Consider the following 18,961-nt stretch of genomic DNA (forward strand, 5'->3'; position numbering starts at 1 on the left):
TTGTCCGGACCGGACACGGGCACCGGATTCCCAGGAGCGCTCTTGCCAGACGAGGTCCAGCCAATCTCCGCCGCGCAGCCCGACCCCCAGGCCGAGCCGGCCCCGGCGGCCCCCGCCACGCCCCCCGTGGCACCGGCGGCCCCACCGGTGCCACCGGTCAAGCCCGCGCCGGGGAAGTCCGCCGGGTCCTCTAACCGGGTACGCGCCCGCCTCGCCCGGCTCGGCGTCCAGCGCTCCAACCCGTACAACCCGGTACTGGAACCGCTGCTCCGCATAGTCCGCAGCAACGACCCGAAGATCGAGACCTCGACGCTGCGCCAGCTGGAGCAGGCGTACCAGGTGGCCGAGCGCTGGCACCGCGGCCAGAAGCGCAAGAGCGGCGATCCGTACATCACCCACCCGCTCGCGGTGACCACCATCCTCGCCGAGCTCGGCATGGACCCCGCCACCCTCATGGCCGGTCTGCTGCACGACACGGTCGAGGACACCGAGTACGGCCTGGAGGACCTGCGCCGCGACTTCGGCGACGCCGTGGCCCTGCTCGTCGACGGCGTCACCAAGCTCGACCGGGTGAAGTTCGGCGAGGCGGCCCAGGCCGAGACCGTCCGCAAGATGGTCGTGGCCATGGCCAAGGACCCCCGCGTCCTCGTCATCAAGCTCGCGGACCGCCTGCACAACATGCGCACCATGCGCTACCTCAAGCGGGAGAAGCAGGAGAAGAAGGCCCGCGAGACGCTGGAGATCTACGCCCCGCTCGCCCACCGGCTGGGCATGAACACGATCAAGTGGGAGCTGGAGGACCTGTCGTTCGCGATCCTCTACCCCAAGATGTACGACGAGATCGTGAGGCTCGTCGCCGAGCGGGCGCCCAAGCGCGACGAGTACCTGGCCGTCGTCACCGACGAGGTGCAGACCGACCTGCGGGCCGCCCGGATCAAGGCCACCGTCACCGGCCGACCCAAGCACTACTACAGCGTCTACCAGAAGATGATCGTCCGCGGCCGTGACTTCGCGGAGATCTACGACCTGGTGGGCATCCGTGTCCTCGTCGACACCGTCCGGGACTGCTACGCGGCCCTGGGCACCGTCCACGCGCGGTGGAACCCGGTCCCCGGCCGGTTCAAGGACTACATCGCGATGCCCAAGTTCAACATGTACCAGTCGCTCCACACGACGGTCATCGGGCCCAGCGGCAAGCCGGTCGAGCTCCAGATCCGCACCTTCGACATGCACCGCCGCGCCGAGTACGGCATCGCCGCGCACTGGAAGTACAAGCAGCAGACCGTCGCCGGCACCTCCAAGGTCCGCACCGACGTCCCGCAGGCCGCCAAGGGCAGCGCCGGCCAGGACACGGTCAACGACATGGCCTGGCTGCGCCAGCTGCTGGACTGGCAGAAGGAGACCGAGGACCCGGGCGAGTTCCTGGACTCGCTGCGCTTCGACCTCTCCCGCAACGAGGTCTTCGTCTTCACCCCCAAGGGCGATGTCATCGCCCTGCCCGCCGGCGCCACCCCGGTGGACTTCGCGTACGCCGTCCACACCGAGGTCGGCCACCGGACCATAGGGGCCCGCGTCAACGGCCGCCTGGTCCCGCTGGAGTCCACCCTCGACAACGGCGACCTGGTGGAGGTCTTCACCTCCAAGGCCGAGGGGGCCGGGCCCTCCCGCGACTGGCTGGGCTTCGTCAAGTCCCCGCGGGCCCGCAACAAGATCCGCGGCTGGTTCTCCAAGGAGCGCCGGGACGAGGCCATCGAGCACGGCAAGGACGCCATCGCGCGGGCCATGCGCAAGCAGAACCTGCCGATCCAGCGCATCCTCACCGGGGACTCGCTCGTCACCCTCGCGCACGAGATGCGCTACCCGGACATCTCCTCCCTGTACGCGGCGATCGGCGAGGGCCATGTGGCCGCGCAGGGCGTCGTACAGAAGCTGGTGGCGGCCCTCGGCGGCGAGGAGGCGGCCAACGAGGACATCGAGGAATCGATCCCTCCGGCGCGCGCCCGCAGCAAGCGCCGCAACAACGCCGACCCCGGTGTGGTGGTCAAGGGCGTGGACGACGTCTGGGTGAAGCTGGCCCGCTGCTGCACCCCCGTCCCCGGCGACCCGATCATCGGATTCGTGACGCGGGGCAGCGGAGTATCGGTTCACCGCGCGGACTGCGTCAACGTCGACTCGCTCTCCCAGCAGCCCGAAAGGATGCTGGAGGTCGAGTGGGCGCCCACCCAGTCCTCGGTCTTCCTGGTCGCCATCCAGGTCGAGGCGCTGGACCGCTCCCGCCTGCTGTCGGACGTCACCCGGGTCCTCTCGGACCAGCACGTGAACATCCTCTCGGCGGCCGTCCAGACCTCCCGCGACCGGGTGGCCACCTCCCGCTTCACCTTCGAGATGGGCGACCCCAAGCACCTGGGGCACGTCCTCAAGGCCGTCCGCGGCGTGGAAGGCGTCTACGACGTCTACCGCGTCACCTCGGCCCGCAGGCCGTAACACGCGGGCGGACACGCCACGAGGGCCCCGGTACGGATCTCCGTACCGGGGCCCTCGACGTGGTGGGGGGTCCGGCTAGCCGCCGAACTCCTCCAGGCCCTTGAGCGCCTGGTCCAGCAGGGCCTGGCGGCCCTCCAGCTCCCGGGACAGCTTGTCGGCCTTGGCGTTGTTGCCCGCCGCACGGGCCGCGTCGATCTGCTCACGCAGCTTGTCGACGGCCGCCTGGAGCTGACCCGTCAGACCGGCCGCACGGGCCCGCGCCTCCGGGTTCGTACGGCGCCACTCGCCCTCCTCGGACTCCTGGATGGCCCGCTCCACCGCGTGCATCCGGCCCTCGACCTTCGGCCGGGCGTCGCGCGGCACGTGGCCGATGCCCTCCCAGCGCTCGTTCAGGGAGCGGAACGCCGCGCGGGCGGCCTTGAGGTCCGTGATCGGGACGAGCTTCTCGGCCTCCTCGGCCAGCTCCTCCTTGAGCTTGAGGTTCTCGATCTGCTCGGCGTCGCGCTCGGCGAACACCTCGCTGCGGGCCGCGAAGAACACGTCCTGCGCGCCGCGGAAGCGGTTCCACAGGTCGTCCTCGGCGTCGCGCTGGGCGCGGCCCGCCGCCTTCCAGTCCGCCATCAGCTCGCGGTAGCGGGCGGCCGTCGGACCCCAGTCGGTCGACTTCGACAGCCCCTCGGCCTCCGCGACCAGCCGCTCCTTCACCTTGCGGGCGTCCTCGCGCTGCGCGTCCAGCGAGGCGAAGTGCGCCTTGCGGCGCTTGGAGAAGGCGGAACGGGCGTGCGAGAACCGGTGCCACAGCTCGTCGTCCGACTTGCGGTCCAGGCGCGGCAGGCCCTTCCAGATGTCCACCAGGGCGCGCAGCCGCTCACCGGCGCTGCGCCACTGGTCGCTCTGCGCCAGCTGCTCGGCCTCGGTGACCAGGGCCTCCTTGGACGAGCGGGCCTCGTCCGCCTGCTTGGCCTTCTGGGCCTTGCGCTCCTCGCGCCGGGACTCCACGGTCTCGACCAGCTTGTCCAGCCGTACGCGCAGAGCGTCCAGGTCGCCCACGGCGTGGTGCTCGTCGACCTGCGTGCGCAGGTGGTCGATCGCCGTCTGGGCGTCCTTGGCGGACAGATCAGTGGTCCGCACCCGCTTTTCGAGGAGGCCGATCTCGACCACCAGGCCCTCGTACTTGCGCTCGAAGTAGGCCAGGGCCTCCTCGGGGGTGCCGGCCTGCCAGGAACCGACGACCTGCTCGCCATCGGATGTCCGCACGTACACGGTGCCCGTCTCGTCGACTCGGCCCCACGGGTCGCTGCTCACAGCGCCTCCTCCACCTGATGCCTGCGAGGGGGTCCACCCCCTGGGCATCGTCCACAGTTTCCTGGGGCGGGCAGCGCCCGCCCTGCACAACGCCAACATAGGCGACCGCCGGGCCGGCTGTCCGCATCCCGCACGACGCAATATCGGCGTACGGGCGGCGGGCCGGCCCCGGGGCCGCCGAAAGCAGGTCAGCTCTGGGTGACCGTGCCCTTCTCGATCTTCACCTCGTTCTTCGGCGGCCCGTCCTGGCCCCCGTCGGCCGTACCGGCCTTGGCGATCTCCTCCAGGGCCTTGAGCCCCGCGGCGTCGATCTTGCCGAACGGCGTGTACGTGGGCGTCAGCGGGCTGTCCTTGTAGACCAGGAAGAACTGGCTGCCGCCGGAGCCGGGCTGGCCGGTGTTGGCCATGGCCACCGTGCCGGCCGGGTAGATCACCTGGCCCTGCTCGTTCGGCTTGCCGAGGGAATCCAGGTTCTCGTCCGGGATGGTGTAGCCCGGTCCGCCGCGGCCGGTGCCCTCCGGGTCGCCGCACTGGAGCACGAAGATGCCGCCGGACGTCAGGCGGTGGCACTTGGTGTTGTCGAAGTACCCCTTGTCGGCCAGCGCCTTGAAGGAGTTCACCGTCTGCGGGGTCTTCGCCGCGTCCATCGCGAAGTTGATGTCACCCGCGCTGGTCTTGAGACCGAAGGTGTACTTCGCCTTCTGGTCGATCGCCATGGCCGGCGAGGGGGACTGCTTCGGCTCCGGCGGGGTGGCCGAGGCCGACGGGTCCGCCGCCGTGTCCTTCGGGTCCTTGTCCGAGTCGAAGACGCCGCCCACGATCAGGCCGACCAGCGTCGCCACCACCACGGCCACCGCCGCGCCGATCACGGCCGCCCGCTGGCGGCCCTTCCTCCGGGCCTCGGTGCGGCGCTTCTGCTGGCGCTCGTACTTCTCCCTGGCGAGCTGTCGCCGCCGCTGATCGCTCGTGACCACCGGGTCGTCTCCTTGTACGTGTCAGGTACTGCTGTCCGGGCTGGGATAGGCCGTACCGTATATGGGTTCGCTGTGTAATGAGCGGCGCCGGTAGGCTCTGAGCAGCAGGATTGACGACCTGCGGCCTCCCACCGGACGACGATTGAGGACGAACGTGCTGATTGCCGGGTTCCCCGCAGGCGCCTGGGGCACCAACTGCTACGTGGTCGCCCCCGCCGCCGGCGAGGAGTGCGTCATCATCGACCCGGGCCACCAGGCCACCCAGGGCGTCGAGGAGACGCTGCGGAAGCACCGCCTCAAGCCCGTGGCGGTCGTACTGACCCACGGCCACATCGATCATGTGGCCTCGGTGGTCCCGGTGTGCGGAGCACACGAGGTTCCGGCCTGGATCCACCCCGAGGACCGGTACATGATGAGCGACCCGGAGAAGGCCCTCGGCCGCTCCATCGGGATGCCCCTCATGGGCGAGCTGACCGTGGGCGAGCCGGACGACGTCCGCGAGCTGACCGACGGAGCCGCCCTGAGACTGGCCGGGATGGACTTCTCCGTCGCGCACGCGCCCGGGCATACCAAGGGGTCGGTGACCTTCCGGATGCCCGAGCTGGCCGACATCCCGCCGGTCTTCTTCTCGGGCGACCTGCTCTTCGCCGGCTCCATCGGACGCACCGACCTGCCCGGCGGCTCCCACGCCGAGATGCTCGACTCGCTGGCCCGCGTGTGCCTGCCGCTCGACGACTCGACCGTGGTGCTGTCCGGCCACGGTCCCCAGACCACCATCGGCCGTGAGCGCGCGACCAACCCGTACCTGCGGGAGGTCGCCGCCGGCCCGGCGGCGGGCGGCCACGAGGGCGCGCCCGCCCCACGACGAGGAATGTGACGACACTTTCGTGAGCACCTTCAAGGCCCCCAAGGGCACGTACGACCTGATCCCGCCCCGCTCCGCCACCTTCCTGGCGGTCCGTGAGGCCATCGCCGCGCCCCTGCGCAACTCCGGCTACGGCTATGTGGAGACCCCGGGCTTCGAGAACGTGGAGCTGTTCTCCCGCGGCGTCGGCGAGTCCACGGACATCGTGACCAAGGAGATGTACACCCTCACCACGAAGGGCGGCGACCGGCTCGCCCTGCGCCCCGAGGGCACCGCGTCCGTGCTCCGCGCGGCGCTGGAGGCCAACCTCCACAAGCAGGGCAACCTGCCGGTGAAGCTCTACTACTCCGGCTCGTACTACCGCTACGAGCGCGCCCAGGCGGGCCGCTACCGGCACTTCTCGCAGGTCGGCGCCGAGGCGATCGGCGCCGAGGACCCGGCCCTGGACGCCGAGCTGATCATCCTGGCCGACCAGGCGTACCGCTCGCTCGGCCTGCGGAACTTCCGGATCCTGCTGAACTCCCTCGGCGACAAGGAGTGCCGCCCGGTGTACCGGGAGGCACTGCAGGGCTTCCTGCGCACGCTGGACCTGGACGAGGAGACCGTCCGCCGCGCCGAGATCAACCCGCTGCGCGTGCTCGACGACAAGCGGCCCGAGGTGCAGAAGCAGCTGGTCGGCGCCCCGCTGCTGCGCGACTACCTGTGCGACGCCTGCAAGGCGTACCACGAGGAGGTGCGCGCCCTGGTCTCCGCGGCCGGGGTGGTCTTCGAGGACGACGAGAAGCTGGTCCGCGGCCTGGACTACTACACCCGCACCACCTTCGAGTTCGTGCACGACGGCCTGGGCTCCCAGTCCGCGGTGGGCGGCGGCGGACGCTACGACGGCCTCTCCGAGATGATCGGCGGCCCGGCCCTGCCCTCCGTGGGCTGGGCGCTGGGCGTGGACCGCACCGTCCTGGCCCTGGAGGCCGAGGGTGTGGGACTGGCCATTCCGAGGGCCACCGACGTCTTCGCCGTGGCCCTGGGCGAGGAGGCCCGCCGGGTGCTCTTCGGCACGGTCACCGCTCTGCGCCGGGCCGGGGTCGCCGCCGACTTCTCGTACGGCGGCAAGGGCCTCAAGGGCGCCATGAAGGACGCCAACCGCTCCGGCGCCCGGCTCACCCTGGTCGCGGGCGAGCGGGACCTGGCCGAGGGCGTGGTGCAGCTCAAGGACATGGAGTCGGGGGAGCAGACCCCGGTGGCCGTCGCGGACCTGGTCGAGGCCGTCCGGGCCCGCCTGGCCTGAGACGGGCGGCCCGCGCGAGGCATCCGCCGGGGGCGGGGAGGGAGGCGTACCGGCGCCCCTCCCCGCCCCCCGGCTTTATCTCCGCCGAACGGTGGACGCACAGGCGGGTACGGCACAATGGCCGGTGCTTGATCACCTGGCAGATGTGGAGCGGGCGGCATGACGACACGGGACACGGACGCGGACACCGCCCCGAGGACGACCTTCGGGGCGAGCAGGGCGCTGGCCCTGCTGCTGGTCATCACCGGAGCCGCCGGCCTGCTGGCCGCCTGGGTGATCACCATCGACAAGTTCAAACTGCTGGAGGACCCGAACTTCACCCCCGGGTGCAGCCTCAACCCGGTGGTCTCCTGCGGCAACATCATGAAGAGCGACCAGGCGGCCGTCTTCGGCTTCCCCAACCCGATGCTGGGCCTCGTCGCCTACGGCATGGTGGTCTGCGTCGGCATGAGCGTCCTGGCCGGCGCCCGCTTCCGCCCCTGGTACTGGCTCACCCTCAACGCCGGCATGCTCTTCGGCGTGGTCTTCTGTGCCTGGCTCACCTACCAGTCGCTCTACCACATCAACGCGCTGTGCCTGTGGTGCTGCCTGGCCTGGGTCGCCACCATCCTGATGTTCTGGTACGTCACCTCGCACAACGTCCGCGAGGGCCTGCTGCCGGCGCCGTCCTGGCTGCGCTCCTTCTTCTCGGAGTTCACCTGGGTCCTGCCCGTGCTGCACATCGGGATCATCGGCATGCTGATCCTCACCCGCTGGTGGGACTTCTGGACCTCCTGACGGAGCGACGGCGGGGGACCGGCCTGTCGGTGGGCTCGCTTAGGCTTCCCGTGTGGAACCAGACCTGTTCACCGCCGCCGCCGAAGAGCGCCAGGAGAAGGATCCGGCGAGCTCGCCGCTCGCCGTCCGGATGCGCCCGCGCACCCTGGACGAGGTCGTCGGCCAGCAGCACCTGCTGAAACCCGGCTCGCCGCTGCGGCGGCTGGTCGGGGAGGGGGCCGGGGGCCCCGCCGGTGCCTCCTCGGTGATCCTCTGGGGCCCGCCCGGCATCGGCAAGACCACCCTGGCCTATGTGGTCAGCCAGGCCACGCAGAAGCGCTTCGTGGAGCTGTCCGCGATCACCGCGGGGGTCAAGGAGGTCCGCGCGGTCATCGAGGGCGCGCGGCGCGCCGCCGGCGGGTACGGCAAGGAGACCGTGCTCTTCCTCGACGAGATCCACCGGTTCAGCAAGGCCCAGCAGGACTCCCTGCTGCCCGCCGTGGAGAACCGCTGGGTGACGCTGATCGCGGCCACCACGGAGAACCCGTACTTCTCGATCATCTCCCCGCTGCTGTCCCGCTCGCTGCTGCTCACCCTGGAGCCGCTGACCGACGACGACCTCAGCGCGCTGATGCGGCGCGCACTCACCGAGGAGCGCGGTCTCGGCGGGGCGGTCACCCTCCCGGCGGACGCCGAGGCGCATCTGCTGCGGATCGCCGGCGGCGACGCCCGGCGGGCCCTGACGGCGCTGGAGGCGGGCGCCGGCTCGGCCATCGCCAAGGGGGAGGAGGAGATCACCCTCCTGACGCTGGAGGAGGCCGTCGACCGGGCGGCCGTGCGCTACGACAAGGACGGCGACCAGCACTACGACGTGGCGAGCGCGCTGATCAAGTCCATCCGCGGCTCGGACGTGGACGCGGCCCTGCACTACCTGGCCCGGATGATCGAGGCGGGGGAGGACCCCCGGTTCATCGCGCGCCGCCTGATGATCTCCGCGAGCGAGGACATCGGCCTGGCGGACCCGACGGCCCTGCCGCTCGCGGTGGCCGCGGCCCAGGCGGTGGCGATGATCGGCTTCCCGGAGGCCGCGCTGACCCTCTCGCACGCCACGATCGCCCTCGCCCTGGCCCCGAAGTCGAACACCGCGACGACCGCGATCGGCGCCGCGCTGGCCGACGTACGGGCGGGTCTGGCCGGTACGGTGCCCTCGCACCTGCGGGACGGGCACTACAAGGGCGCGGCCAAGCTGGGGCACGCCGTCGGGTACGTCTACCCGCACGACGTGCCCGGGGCGATCGCCGCGCAGCAGTACGCCCCGGACGAGATCCACGGCAAGCGTTACTACGAGCCCACGCGCTACGGCGCGGAGGCGCGCTACGCGGACGTGGTGGAGAAGGTCCGCGAGCGCCTGCGGGGTACGGAGCGCGGCTAGGCCCTAGCCCGCGGCCGCCGCGAAGAGGGTGCGCATGGCCCGGCGCAGGCCGCAGATGTCGGCCACCGGCTCGGGGAAGTCGAAGCGGGCGTCGAAGGACCCGGCGGTCCCGCCCGAGAAGCGGACGCGCAGGCCCAGCCGGTCCAGGGAGAGCGGGACTGCGCTCATGTCCCGGGTGCCGCGGGAGCCGAGCAGGCCGCACAGCTCACCGATCCGGTCGCCGTGGGCGGTGTGCAGGTGCTGGAGGAGCTCCGCCTCGTGCGGGGAGACCGGGTCCGGCTCGGCGGCGGCCAGCTCGTCCGGGTCCACCTGCTCGGCGCCCCACAGGTCGTCCAGGGAGATCTCGCCGACCTCCAGCCGCAGCATCACCCAGGCGGGGCGGCCGGTGTGCGGGGGGTCGAGGGATTCGCGCATGCCCAGCAGTTCGCCCACCGGCTGCCGTTCCGCGAGGAGGGCGGCGCAGCCCGCGCGGTCGTCGCCGCGGACCGGCGTCAGCCACCCGGCCAGCCAGGCGCGGCCTCGGATACGATGGGGCACGGACACCGGCGCCACATCCGTGATCTCGATCACGGCGGTGAGGTCGTCGTCCTGGGCGTGAGCGGCTGCCCTGGCAGCCGCGGATTCCCCGGAGACAAGGAGAATCACGTCCCCGTCCGGGGTGACGGTCCGCGCGACCGGCATCCCTGTCCCGAACTCCTCGGCAGCCTGACTGTCACGAGCACCGATGAGCGTGAGGGATACTGAGGCGTTGGACTCTACGAGGGTTCGTACGCGTTCGGCTCCGGTGAGCTGCCGAACGCCTTCCCTGGGACGCGGCTGACCTTGCTTATCGTCGGCGCAAGCGGATTCTGTTTCGTTGGAATCCGAACTGCGTTGCGCACTGGGCAGGGGGATCCCATGTGGTCGAGACATTACGTCCTCCTCGCTAAGGTAAGCCTCACCTAACTTACATGGAGGTAGGTTCCACGTGAACCAGAAGCGACCCAAGGTCAAGAAGTCTCGTGCTCTCGGCATCGCCCTGACGCCGAAGGCCGTCAAGTACTTCGAGGCCCGCCCCTACCCGCCGGGCGAGCACGGCCGTGGCCGCAAGCAGAACTCGGACTACAAGGTCCGTCTGCTCGAGAAGCAGCGTCTGCGCGCTCAGTACGACATCTCCGAGCGCCAGATGGCCCGCGCGTACGACCGCGCCAAGAAGGCCGAGGGCAAGACGGGCGAGGCGCTGGTCGTCGAGCTCGAGCGTCGCCTCGACGCCCTGGTCCTGCGTTCGGGCATCGCCCGCACCATCTACCAGGCCCGCCAGATGGTCGTTCACGGCCACATCGAGGTCAACGGTGGCAAGGTCGACAAGCCGTCGTTCCGTGTCCGCCCGGACGACGTCATCACCGTGCGCGAGCGCAGCCGCGAGAAGGTTCCCTTCCAGGTCGCCCGTGAGGGTGGCTACGCAGGCGAGGGCGAGACCCCGCGCTACCTGCAGGTCAACCTGAAGGCCCTGGCCTTCCGCCTGGACCGCGACCCGAACCGCAAGGAAATCCCGGTCATCTGCGACGAGCAGCTCGTCGTCGAGTACTACGCCCGCTGACGCAGGCGTAGTCCCCGAGACTGGTCAGCCCGCCGTCCCCTCCGGGGGCGGCGGGTTTTCCCGTTCCCGGGCACCCTTCCCGGCCCCCGTCCCCGCGTGCCCCGCCGCCGCGCCCCGCGCTCACTCCCGCGGCTGGTCCGCGGCCGCCGCCCGGCGCGGGGTGCGCGAGCCCCGGCTCCCGCCCCGGAGCACCGGCCGCTGCGCCGGCGCCGCCGCGTCGTCCGGCCCGTACCGGGCCCGCCCGACCAGCGCGTCCCGGCTCAGCCGCCGGCCCTCGGCCGCGTACGCCTCGTAGCCCCGGGCGCCCAGCAGCTCGCCCGCCCGCTCGCGGCACATCAGCCGCGGCGCGTTGAAGTACCCCGAGCCGAACAGCTGGAGCCCCACCCCGTCCCACAGCGGCTCCGCCGCCCCCTGGAGCACCGCCGCCTCCGCCGGATCGCCCTCCGCGACGGTGACCAGCGCGAGCAGTTCCAGCGCCAGCACCAGCCCGACCAGGTCGTGGAAGGTGTGATTGATCTCCACGCACTCGGTGAGCAGCCGCCGCGCCTCCCCGGCGTCGCCCGCGTCCAGGGCCGCGTAGGCGAGGACGTACAGGGCGTACGCCTTCGTCCAGCGCTCCCCGCGCTCCTCGCAGATCTCCCGGACCTCGCCGCACAGCGCCACCGCGCCCGGCAGGTCCCCCAGGAAAGCCAGCGCCATCGCCAGCTCCACCTGGCACATCAGCACATTGCTGTTCAGCTCGCCCGCCGCCCGGTACTGCTCCAGCGCCGCCCCCAGCAGCTCCCGGGCCCGCGCCATGTCGTCCGAGACCAGGGCCAGGCAGCCCAGCCGGTGCACCGCGTACGCCGCCGCCACCGCGTTGCCGCCGCGCGCCGCCCCGTCCCGGCAGGCGTAGAGGGCGCTCATCGAAGCCGTCGCGTCCCCTTGCAGGGCGGCCACGTACCCCAGCACCCAGAGGGCCTTGAGCCGCGAGCTCTCGTACTCCGCCGCCGCCCGGCCGCCGCACTCCAGGGTCCGGTCCAGCCAGTGCCGGCCCTCGGTGAGCCGCCCGCAGCCCGCCCAGTAGAACCACAGGGTGCCCGCCAGGTACTGCCCGAGGTGCGCCTCGTCCGGCTCGTCCAGGCAGCATTCCAGGGCCAGCCGCAGATTCGGCAGCTCCACCTCCACCAGCGCGGCCACCTCGTGCTGGCGCGGGCTGAACCAGTCCAGCTCGCACCAGGTCGCCAGGCCCAGGTACCAGTCCCGGTGGCGCCGGCGCAGCCGCCCCGCGTCACCCAGCGACTCCAGCCAGCCCGCCCCGTACACCCGTACGGTCTCCAGCATGCGGAAGCGGGCCCCGGCGGGCGTGTCCTCCCGTACCAGCAGGGACTGCGCGAGCAGTTCCCCCACCAGGTCGAGCACGCCCTCCACCGGCAGGTCCGGGCCCGCGCACACGTACTCCACCGCGTCCAGGTCGAACTGGCCCGCGAACACCGACAGCCGCGCCCACAGCAGCCGCTCCGCCGGGGTGCACAGCTCATGGCTCCAGCCGATGGCCGTCCGCAGCGCCCGGTGCCGGGGGAGACCGCCGCGCGCACCGCCCGTCAGCAGGGCGAAGCGGTCCTCCAGCCGCTCCAGCACCTGCGCCGGGGTCAGCGTCCGCAGCCGGCCCGCCGCCAGCTCCAGGGCCAGCGGGATCCCCTCCAGCCGGGCGCACAGCTCCAGCAGCTCCTCCCGCCCGGCCGCCGCCACGGCGGCGCCCGCCCCGGCGGCCGTGGCCCGCGCCTCCAGCAGCGCCAGCGCCTCGTCGGGGACGAGCGGGGCCAGCGGCAGTACGGCCTCCCCGGCCACGTCCAGCGGGCGCCGGCCCGCCGCGAGCACCCGCAGGTCGGGGCAGCGCCGCAGCAGCTCCCGTACCAGGGCGGCGGTCTCCTCCACCACCTGCTCGAAGCCGTCCAGCACCAGCAGCAGCCGCCGCCCCGCCAGATACTCGGCCAGTACCTCCCGGGGCGGGCGCCGGGTGTGGTCGGTGAGTCCCAGCGCCTCGGAGACGGTCAGCTCCAGCAGCGCCGGATCCCGTACGGAGTCCAGCTCGGCCAGCCGCACCCCGTCGCAGGAGCGTTCCTGCGGAGTCCTGCGGGCCGCGGCCAGCACCAGCCGGGATTTGCCCACCCCGCCCACGCCGGTCACCGTCACCAGCCGCGAGGACTCCAGCAGCCGCTCCAGCCCGGCCAGTTCGGCACCCCGGCCGACGAGGCCGCTGAGCTCGGAGGGAAGATTGCCCCAGGCGGTGCGTGGAAGGGGACTGTGTCGCATGGGACACGGAGCGTACTGGTCCGGATGCGCTGCGTCCAAGGCGGTCGCGCCCGTCCGGGAATTGGGGTACGGGCGGGGATCTCCGGCGCGATAGGGTCGGAGGAGGAATTCTCCACAGTCCAGATGCAGACAGAGAGCGGTGCTACGTGTCCGGTGTAGAGGTGGCCGGGATCATCGTGGCCGTCTTCTGGGCCATCCTGATCTCCTTCCTCGCCGTGGCTCTGGTGAGGCTGGCGCAGGTGCTCAGGGCGACCACCAAGCTGGTGGCCGAGGTGACCGACCAGGCCGTACCGCTGCTCGCGGACGCCTCCACCACCGTCCGCTCCGCGCGCACCCAGCTCGACCGGGTCGACGCCATCGCGAGCGACGTGCAGGAGGTCACCTCCAACGCCTCCGCGCTCTCCTCCACCGTGGCGACCGCCTTCGGCGGGCCGCTGGTGAAGGTGGCCGCGTTCGGCTACGGCGTCCGCAAGGCACTGGGCAAGGGGGACGCCGCGGACTCCCCCCGGCGCTCCCGCACGGACGGCCGCGGCCGTACCGTGATCGTAGGCCGTACGGTGCCGGGCGCCCGGCGCCGGAAGCAGAAGGGCTGAGACCGCCGATGTTCCGCCGAGCCTTCTGGTTCACCGCCGGCGCGGCCGCCGGTGTGTGGGCCACCACCAAGGTCAACCAGCAGCTCAAGAAGCTGACCCCGGAGAGTCTCGCGGCCCAGGCGGCCGACAAGGCCCTGGAGGCGGGGCACCGCCTCAAGGACTTCGCGCTCGACGTCAAGGCGGGAATGACCCAGCGCGAGGACGAGCTGAACGATGCACTGGGGCTCCACCAGGACCCCGACCGGCCCGACAACGTCACCGCCCTGCCCGGGCCGCGGCGGCTGCGGGCCATCGAGAACGACCAGACCACGCACCGCCCCACGCTTTCGTACAACCGGAATGAGGACCACTGATGGAGTCGGCTGAAATTCGTCGCCGCTGGCTGAGCTTCTTCGAGGAGCGCGGTCACGCCGTTGTCCCTTCGGCGTCGCTCATCGCGGACGACCCGACTCTGCTGCTGGTGCCCGCGGGCATGGTGCCGTTCAAGCCCTACTTCCTGGGTGAGACCAAGCCGCCGGCCCCGACGCTCACCAGCGTCCAGAAGTGCGTCCGTACGCCGGACATCGAAGAGGTGGGCAAGACCACCCGCCACGGCACGTTCTTCCAGATGTGCGGCAACTTCTCCTTCGGGGACTACTTCAAGGAAGGCGCCATCAAGTACGCCTGGGAGCTGCTCACCAGCTCCGTGGCGGACGGCGGCTACGGCCTGGAGCCCGAGAAGCTCTGGATCACCGTCTACCTCGACGACGACGAGGCCGAGCAGATCTGGCGCGACAAGATCGGCGTCCCCGCCGAGCGCATCCAGCGCCTGGGCAAGAAGGACAACTTCTGGTCCATGGGCGTCCCGGGCCCCTGCGGCCCCTGCTCCGAGATCAACTACGACCGCGGTCCGGAGTTCGGCGTCGAGGGCGGCCCCGCCGTCAACGACGAGCGCTACGTGGAGATCTGGAACCTGGTCTTCATGCAGTACGAGCGCGGCGCCGGCGACGGGAAGGAGGACTTCCCGATCCTCGGTGACCTGCCGTCGAAGAACATCGACACCGGTCTCGGCCTCGAACGCCTCGCCATGATCCTGCAGGGCGTGCAGAACATGTACGAGACCGACACCCTGCGCGTGGTCATGGACAAGGCCACCGAGCTGACCGGCGTGCGCTACGGCGCCGCCCAGAACACGGACGTCTCGCTGCGCGTGGTCGCCGACCACATCCGCACCTCGACCATGCTCATCGGTGACGGCGTCACCCCCGGCAACGAGGGCCGCGGCTATGTGCTGCGCCGCATCATGCGCCGCGCCATCCGCAACATGCGCCTCATGGGCGCCACCGGTCCCGTGGTCCAGGACCTGATCAACGTCGTGATCGAGACGATGGGGCAGCAGTACCCGGAGCTGATCACCGACCGCAAGCGCATCGAGACCGTCGCGCTCGCCGAAGAGGCCGCCTTCCTCAAGGCCCTCAAGGGCGGCACGAACATCCTCGACACCGCCGTGACCGAGACCAAGGCCGCCGGCGGCAAGGTCCTCTCCGGCGACAAGGCGTTCCTGCTCCACGACACCTGGGGCTTCCCGATCGACCTCACCCTGGAGATGGCCGCCGAGCAGGGCCTCTCCGTGGACGAGCCCGGCTTCCGCCGCCTGATGCAGGAGCAGCGCGACCGGGCCAAGGCCGACGCCAAGGCCAAGAAGACCGGCCACGCCGACGTCTCCTCCTACCGGGAGATCGCGGACACCGCCGGCGCCACCGAGTTCACCGGCTACGCCACCACGCAGGGCGAGTCCGTCATCGTCGGCCTCCTGGTCAACGGCGTCTCCGCGCCCGCCGCCTCCGAGGGCGACGAGGTCGAGGTCGTCCTCGACCGCACCCCCTTCTACGCCGAGGGCGGCGGCCAGCTCGCCGACCAGGGCCGGATCAAGCTCGACACGGGCGCCGTGATCGAGGTCCGCGACGTCCAGCAGCCGGTCCCCGGTGTCTCCGTGCACAAGGGATCGGTCCAGGTCGGAGAGGTGACCGTGGGCGCCCCCGCCTACGCCGCCATCGACGTCCGGCGCCGCCGGGCCATCGCCCGCGCCCACTCGGCCACCCACCTGACCCACCAGGCGCTGCGCGACGCCCTGGGCCCGACGGCCGCCCAGGCCGGTTCGGAGAACAGCCCGGGCCGCTTCCGCTTCGACTTCGGCTCCCCGAACGCCGTCCCCGGCACGGTCCTCACCGACGTCGAGCAGAAGATCAACGACGTGCTCTCCCGCGAGCTGGAGGTCACCGCCGAGATCATGAGCATCGACGAGGCCAAGAAGCAGGGGGCCATCGCCGAGTTCGGTGAGAAGTACGGCGAGCGCGTGCGCGTCGTCACCATCGGGGACTTCTCCAAGGAGCTCTGCGGTGGCACCCACGTCGGCAACACCGCCCAGCTGGGTCTGGTGAAGCTGCTCGGGGAGTCCTCCATCGGCTCCGGCGTGCGCCGTGTCGAGGCCCTGGTGGGCGTGGACGCGTACAACTTCCTCGCCAAGGAGCACACGGTTGTCGCCCAGCTCCAGGAGCTGGTCAAGGGCCGTCCGGAGGAGCTGCCGGAGAAGATCGCCTCCATGCTCGGCAAGCTCAAGGACGCCGAGAAGGAGATCGAGAAGTTCCGCGCGGAGAAGGTCCTCCAGGCCGCCGGCGGGCTCGCCCAGAACGCCCAGGACATCAACGGCGTCGCCCTCGTCGTCGGCCAGGTGCCGGACGGCACCGGCGCCGACGACCTGCGCAAGCTGGTCCTGGACGTCCGCGGCCGCATCCCGGGCGACCGGGCGGCCGTCGTGGCCCTCTTCACCGTGGCCAACGACCGTCCGCTGACCGTCATCGCCACCAACGAGGCCGCCCGCGAGCGCGGTCTCAAGGCCGGTGACCTGGTCCGTACGGCCGCCAAGACCCTCGGTGGCGGCGGTGGCGGCAAGCCGGACGTGGCCCAGGGCGGCGGCCAGAACCCGGCCGCCGTGCCGGAGGCCATCGCCGCGGTCGAGCGCCTTGTGGCAGAGACGGCCTGAGGACGATGACACTGCGCCGCGGCCGCCGGCTGGCCGTCGACGTCGGGGACGCCCGGATCGGGGTCGCCTCCTGCGACCCCGACGGGGTGCTGGCCACCCCGGTCGAGACCGTTCCCGGCCGGGACATCCCCTTCGCCCACCGGCGGCTGCGGCAGCTCGTCGCGGAGTACGAGCCCCTTGAAGTCGTGGTCGGCCTCCCCCGCTCGCTCAGCGGGCGGGAGGGGCCGGCCGCGGCCAAGGTGCGGGCCTTCGCGAACGAACTGGCCAAGGGCATCAAGCCGGTGACGGTCCGTCTGGTGGACGAGCGGATGACGACCGTCACCGCCGCCCAGGGCCTGCGGGCCTCCGGCCGGAACGCGAAGAAGGGCAGGTCGGTGATCGACCAGGCCGCCGCTGTGATCATCCTCCAGAACGCTCTTGAGACCGAACGGGTATCAGGTAATCCGCCTGGCGAGTGCGTCGAAGTGGTTGTCTGATCGCGATACGGTAACGTTCCGCGCGATGAGACGGCGTTCGAACAGCCGTCGAGCACCGTCACAGAGGCGGAACCGGTTGCCATGGATGACGGAAGTCCGTGGCCTCCGTCTCGCGGCTCTAGGGGACCGATGACTGACTATGGCCGGGGCCGTGGCCCCGAACCCTGGCACCCTGAGGACCCCTTGTACGGGGACCAGCAGTGGAGCGGGCACCAGGCCCAGCAGGCCCAGCAGGGCCAGGTGCCCTACGGCGGTGCCCCGCAGCAGCAGGCGTATCCGCAGGAGCCCCAGTACCAGCAGCAGTACCCCGAGCAGTACCAGCAGTACCCGGAGTACCAGCAGCAGTACGCGCAGCAGCAGCACCAGCCGCAGCAGCCGCAGCAGCACCAGCAGTACGCCCACCCGCAGCAGCAGGCCCAACACCCCCAGCAGTACGCCGAGCCGCAGCAGCAGCACCAGCACCAGCAGCAGCAGGGGTACGCCCCGCAGCAGCCGGTCTACGACGAGCAGGGCTGGGACACCGGCCAGGGCCAGTACCAGGCCGCGGTGCAGACCGACCTCTACGCCGGGGTCGACCCGTACACCCAGCAGCCGGTCACCGAGTACCCGGGCGAGGCCCCCGACCTCTACAGCACCGACGACGCCTACGCGCCGCCGACGCCCCCGGGCCGCCGGCACCTGGAGCCCGAGCCCGTCGAGGAGGAGGAAGAGCCCGAGGGCACGCTCCTCACCGGTGGCGGCGGGGACGACGGCGACGGCGAGGAGCCGGGCCGCCGCGGCGGCCGCTCGAAGGGCGGCAAGCCCAAGAAGCGCAGCGGTACCGCCTGCCTGCTCGCCGCCGTGGTGATCATCGGTGTCGTCGGCGGTGGCGGTTACTACGGCTACTCCTACCTCAAGGAGCGCTTCGGCGCGGCCGAGGACTTCGCGGGCGAGGGCTCGGGCGAGAGCGTCGACGTCGAGATCCCCAAGGGCGCGGGCCTGGGCCAGATGGGCCGGATCCTCAAGGAGGCCGGGATCGTCGCCAGTGCCCAGGCGTTCGTGGACGCGGCCAACGCCAACCCCAAGGGCAAGGCGATCCAGCCCGGCGTCTACCCGTTGAAGAAGAAGATGTCGGCGGCGGCCGCCGTGGCCGTCATGGTCGACCCCAGCAAGCTGAACGTCCTCACCGTGGCCGAGGGCTGGCGCAACAGCAAGGTCTACGAGGCGATCGACAAGAAGCTCGGCAAGCCGCAGGGCACCACGCAGGAGATCGCCCAGCGCGAGGCCAAGAACCTGGGCCTGCCGGCCTGGGCGGGCAACAACCCGAAGCTCATCGACCCGCTCGAAGGCTTCCTGTACCCGGCGCGCTACGACCTGGGCAAGGACACCACGCCCGAGACGCTGCTCCGGCAGATGGTCAAGAACGCGGCCGACAAGTACGTGGAGCTGGGCGTCGAGGCCAAGGCCAAGGAACTGGGGCTGGAGAACCCGCTCCAGGTGGTCACCATCGCCAGCCTCGTCAACGCCGAGGGCAAGAACCACGACGACTTCCGGAAGATGTCGGAGGTGGTCTACAACCGCCTCAAGAAGACCAACGACGTCACCAACCAGAAGATCGAGTTCGACTCGACGTACAACTACGTCAAGAACCAGAGCGAGATCAACTTCAACCTCAAGGAAGCCCAGCGCTTCGACAACCCCTACAACACGCACTTCATCAAGGGCCTGCCGCCCGGCCCGATCGGCAACCCGGGCACGGACGCCGTGACCGCTACGCTCAGTCCCGACCGCGGGGGCTGGATGTTCTTCGTGTCGGTCGACGGTGACAAGACCACCTTCACCAAGACCTACGAGGAGCACCTGAAGCTCGTCGCGGAGTTCCAGGAGCGGCAGAAGCAGAAGAACGGCGGATAGGC

General features: G+C 71.2%; 15 protein-coding genes. 11 read left to right on the forward strand and 4 right to left on the reverse strand.

Features of this window, described 5'->3' with window-relative positions:
* Nucleotides 1-42: 42 nt before the first annotated feature.
* Complete coding sequence (locus ABZ873_RS06100) at nt 43-2,484, forward strand: bifunctional (p)ppGpp synthetase/guanosine-3',5'-bis(diphosphate) 3'-pyrophosphohydrolase (protein WP_360865879.1); 2,442 nt, start codon at nt 43-45, stop codon at nt 2,482-2,484.
* A 75-nt stretch (nt 2,485-2,559) separates the two neighbouring features.
* Here ABZ873_RS06100 and ABZ873_RS06105 read toward each other — a convergent pair whose 3' ends face one another.
* Nucleotides 2,560-3,789 (reverse strand): DUF349 domain-containing protein, encoded by a 1,230-nt coding sequence (locus ABZ873_RS06105; RefSeq protein ID WP_360865882.1) that lies wholly within the window; start codon nt 3,787-3,789, stop codon nt 2,560-2,562.
* A 188-nt stretch (nt 3,790-3,977) separates the two neighbouring features.
* Nucleotides 3,978-4,763 (reverse strand): peptidylprolyl isomerase, encoded by a 786-nt coding sequence (locus ABZ873_RS06110; protein ID WP_360865884.1) that lies wholly within the window; start codon nt 4,761-4,763, stop codon nt 3,978-3,980.
* 154 nt (nt 4,764-4,917) lie between these two features.
* On the opposite strand from ABZ873_RS06110, the gene ABZ873_RS06115 reads away from it, so the two are divergent.
* From ABZ873_RS06115 to ABZ873_RS06130, 4 genes are all read left to right on the forward strand, one after another.
* The gene (locus ABZ873_RS06115) at nt 4,918-5,640 is read left to right on the forward strand and encodes an MBL fold metallo-hydrolase (RefSeq protein ID WP_360865887.1); all 723 of its coding nucleotides are present in this window, start codon (nt 4,918-4,920) and stop codon (nt 5,638-5,640) included.
* 10 nt (nt 5,641-5,650) lie between these two features.
* Nucleotides 5,651-6,913, forward strand: a complete 1,263-nt coding sequence (gene hisS / locus ABZ873_RS06120; protein ID WP_360865890.1) for a histidine--tRNA ligase — start codon at nt 5,651-5,653, stop codon at nt 6,911-6,913.
* Nucleotides 6,914-7,072: 159 nt separating this feature from the next.
* On the forward strand, nt 7,073-7,690 hold the full coding sequence (locus ABZ873_RS06125; protein WP_360865894.1) for a vitamin K epoxide reductase family protein: 618 nt from the start codon (nt 7,073-7,075) through the stop codon (nt 7,688-7,690).
* Nucleotides 7,691-7,742: 52 nt separating this feature from the next.
* Nucleotides 7,743-9,101 (forward strand): replication-associated recombination protein A, encoded by a 1,359-nt coding sequence (locus tag ABZ873_RS06130; protein ID WP_360865898.1) that lies wholly within the window; start codon nt 7,743-7,745, stop codon nt 9,099-9,101.
* Between the two features lie 3 nt (nt 9,102-9,104).
* Here the strand turns inward: ABZ873_RS06130 and ABZ873_RS06135 are convergent, their stop codons facing one another.
* Nucleotides 9,105-9,782, reverse strand: coding sequence for a DUF2470 domain-containing protein (locus ABZ873_RS06135; RefSeq protein ID WP_360865902.1), 678 nt, complete (start codon nt 9,780-9,782; stop codon nt 9,105-9,107).
* 286 nt (nt 9,783-10,068) lie between these two features.
* Between ABZ873_RS06135 and rpsD the strand changes: the two genes are divergently transcribed.
* Nucleotides 10,069-10,680: a 30S ribosomal protein S4 gene (rpsD, locus tag ABZ873_RS06140; protein ID WP_030294564.1), complete on the forward strand. Its 612-nt coding sequence runs from the start codon at nt 10,069-10,071 to the stop codon at nt 10,678-10,680.
* A gap of 120 nt (nt 10,681-10,800) precedes the next feature.
* Here rpsD and ABZ873_RS06145 read toward each other — a convergent pair whose 3' ends face one another.
* Nucleotides 10,801-12,975, reverse strand: a complete 2,175-nt coding sequence (locus ABZ873_RS06145; protein ID WP_360865906.1) for a regulator — start codon at nt 12,973-12,975, stop codon at nt 10,801-10,803.
* A 146-nt stretch (nt 12,976-13,121) separates the two neighbouring features.
* Here ABZ873_RS06145 and ABZ873_RS06150 point away from each other — a divergent pair, with 146 nt between their 5' ends.
* From ABZ873_RS06150 to mltG, 5 genes are all read left to right on the forward strand, one after another.
* Entirely contained in the window at nt 13,122-13,568 is a 447-nt protein-coding gene (locus ABZ873_RS06150) for a DUF948 domain-containing protein (RefSeq protein WP_360865909.1), read from the forward strand.
* Between the two features lie 8 nt (nt 13,569-13,576).
* Nucleotides 13,577-13,921: a hypothetical protein gene (locus ABZ873_RS06155; protein ID WP_360865912.1), complete on the forward strand. Its 345-nt coding sequence runs from the start codon at nt 13,577-13,579 to the stop codon at nt 13,919-13,921.
* Nucleotides 13,921-16,590, forward strand: a complete 2,670-nt coding sequence (gene alaS / locus ABZ873_RS06160) for an alanine--tRNA ligase (protein WP_360865915.1) — start codon at nt 13,921-13,923, stop codon at nt 16,588-16,590. The genes ABZ873_RS06155 and alaS overlap by 1 nt, the downstream gene beginning before the upstream one ends.
* Before the next feature lie 5 nt (nt 16,591-16,595).
* Nucleotides 16,596-17,066 carry a Holliday junction resolvase RuvX gene (gene ruvX / locus ABZ873_RS06165; protein ID WP_360865918.1) on the forward strand — a complete coding sequence of 157 codons (471 nt, stop codon included), beginning with the start codon at nt 16,596-16,598 and terminating at the stop codon, nt 17,064-17,066.
* 129 nt (nt 17,067-17,195) lie between these two features.
* Nucleotides 17,196-18,959 carry an endolytic transglycosylase MltG gene (gene mltG / locus ABZ873_RS06170; protein WP_360865921.1) on the forward strand — a complete coding sequence of 588 codons (1,764 nt, stop codon included), beginning with the start codon at nt 17,196-17,198 and terminating at the stop codon, nt 18,957-18,959.
* The last annotated feature ends 2 nt before the right edge of the window (nt 18,960-18,961 follow it).

Origin of the sequence: Streptomyces sp. NPDC047014, assembly GCF_040644195.1 — a bacterium.
In the GTDB taxonomy this organism is placed as follows: domain Bacteria; phylum Actinomycetota; class Actinomycetes; order Streptomycetales; family Streptomycetaceae; genus Streptomyces.

Excerpts from the sequence above, each read along its gene's own strand:
- mltG (WP_360865921.1), top strand. The coding sequence starts at position 17,196 with ATGACTGACTATGGCCGGGGCCGTGGCCCCGAACCCTGGCACCCTGAG.
- ABZ873_RS06155 (WP_360865912.1), top strand. The coding sequence starts at position 13,577 with ATGTTCCGCCGAGCCTTCTGGTTCACCGCCGGCGCGGCCGCCGGTGTG.
- ABZ873_RS06125 (WP_360865894.1), top strand. The coding sequence starts at position 7,073 with ATGACGACACGGGACACGGACGCGGACACCGCCCCGAGGACGACCTTC.
- ABZ873_RS06135 (WP_360865902.1), bottom strand. The coding sequence starts at position 9,782 with ATGCCGGTCGCGCGGACCGTCACCCCGGACGGGGACGTGATTCTCCTT.
- alaS (WP_360865915.1), top strand. The coding sequence starts at position 13,921 with ATGGAGTCGGCTGAAATTCGTCGCCGCTGGCTGAGCTTCTTCGAGGAG.
- ABZ873_RS06145 (WP_360865906.1), bottom strand. The coding sequence starts at position 12,975 with ATGCGACACAGTCCCCTTCCACGCACCGCCTGGGGCAATCTTCCCTCC.
- ruvX (WP_360865918.1), top strand. The coding sequence starts at position 16,596 with ATGACACTGCGCCGCGGCCGCCGGCTGGCCGTCGACGTCGGGGACGCC.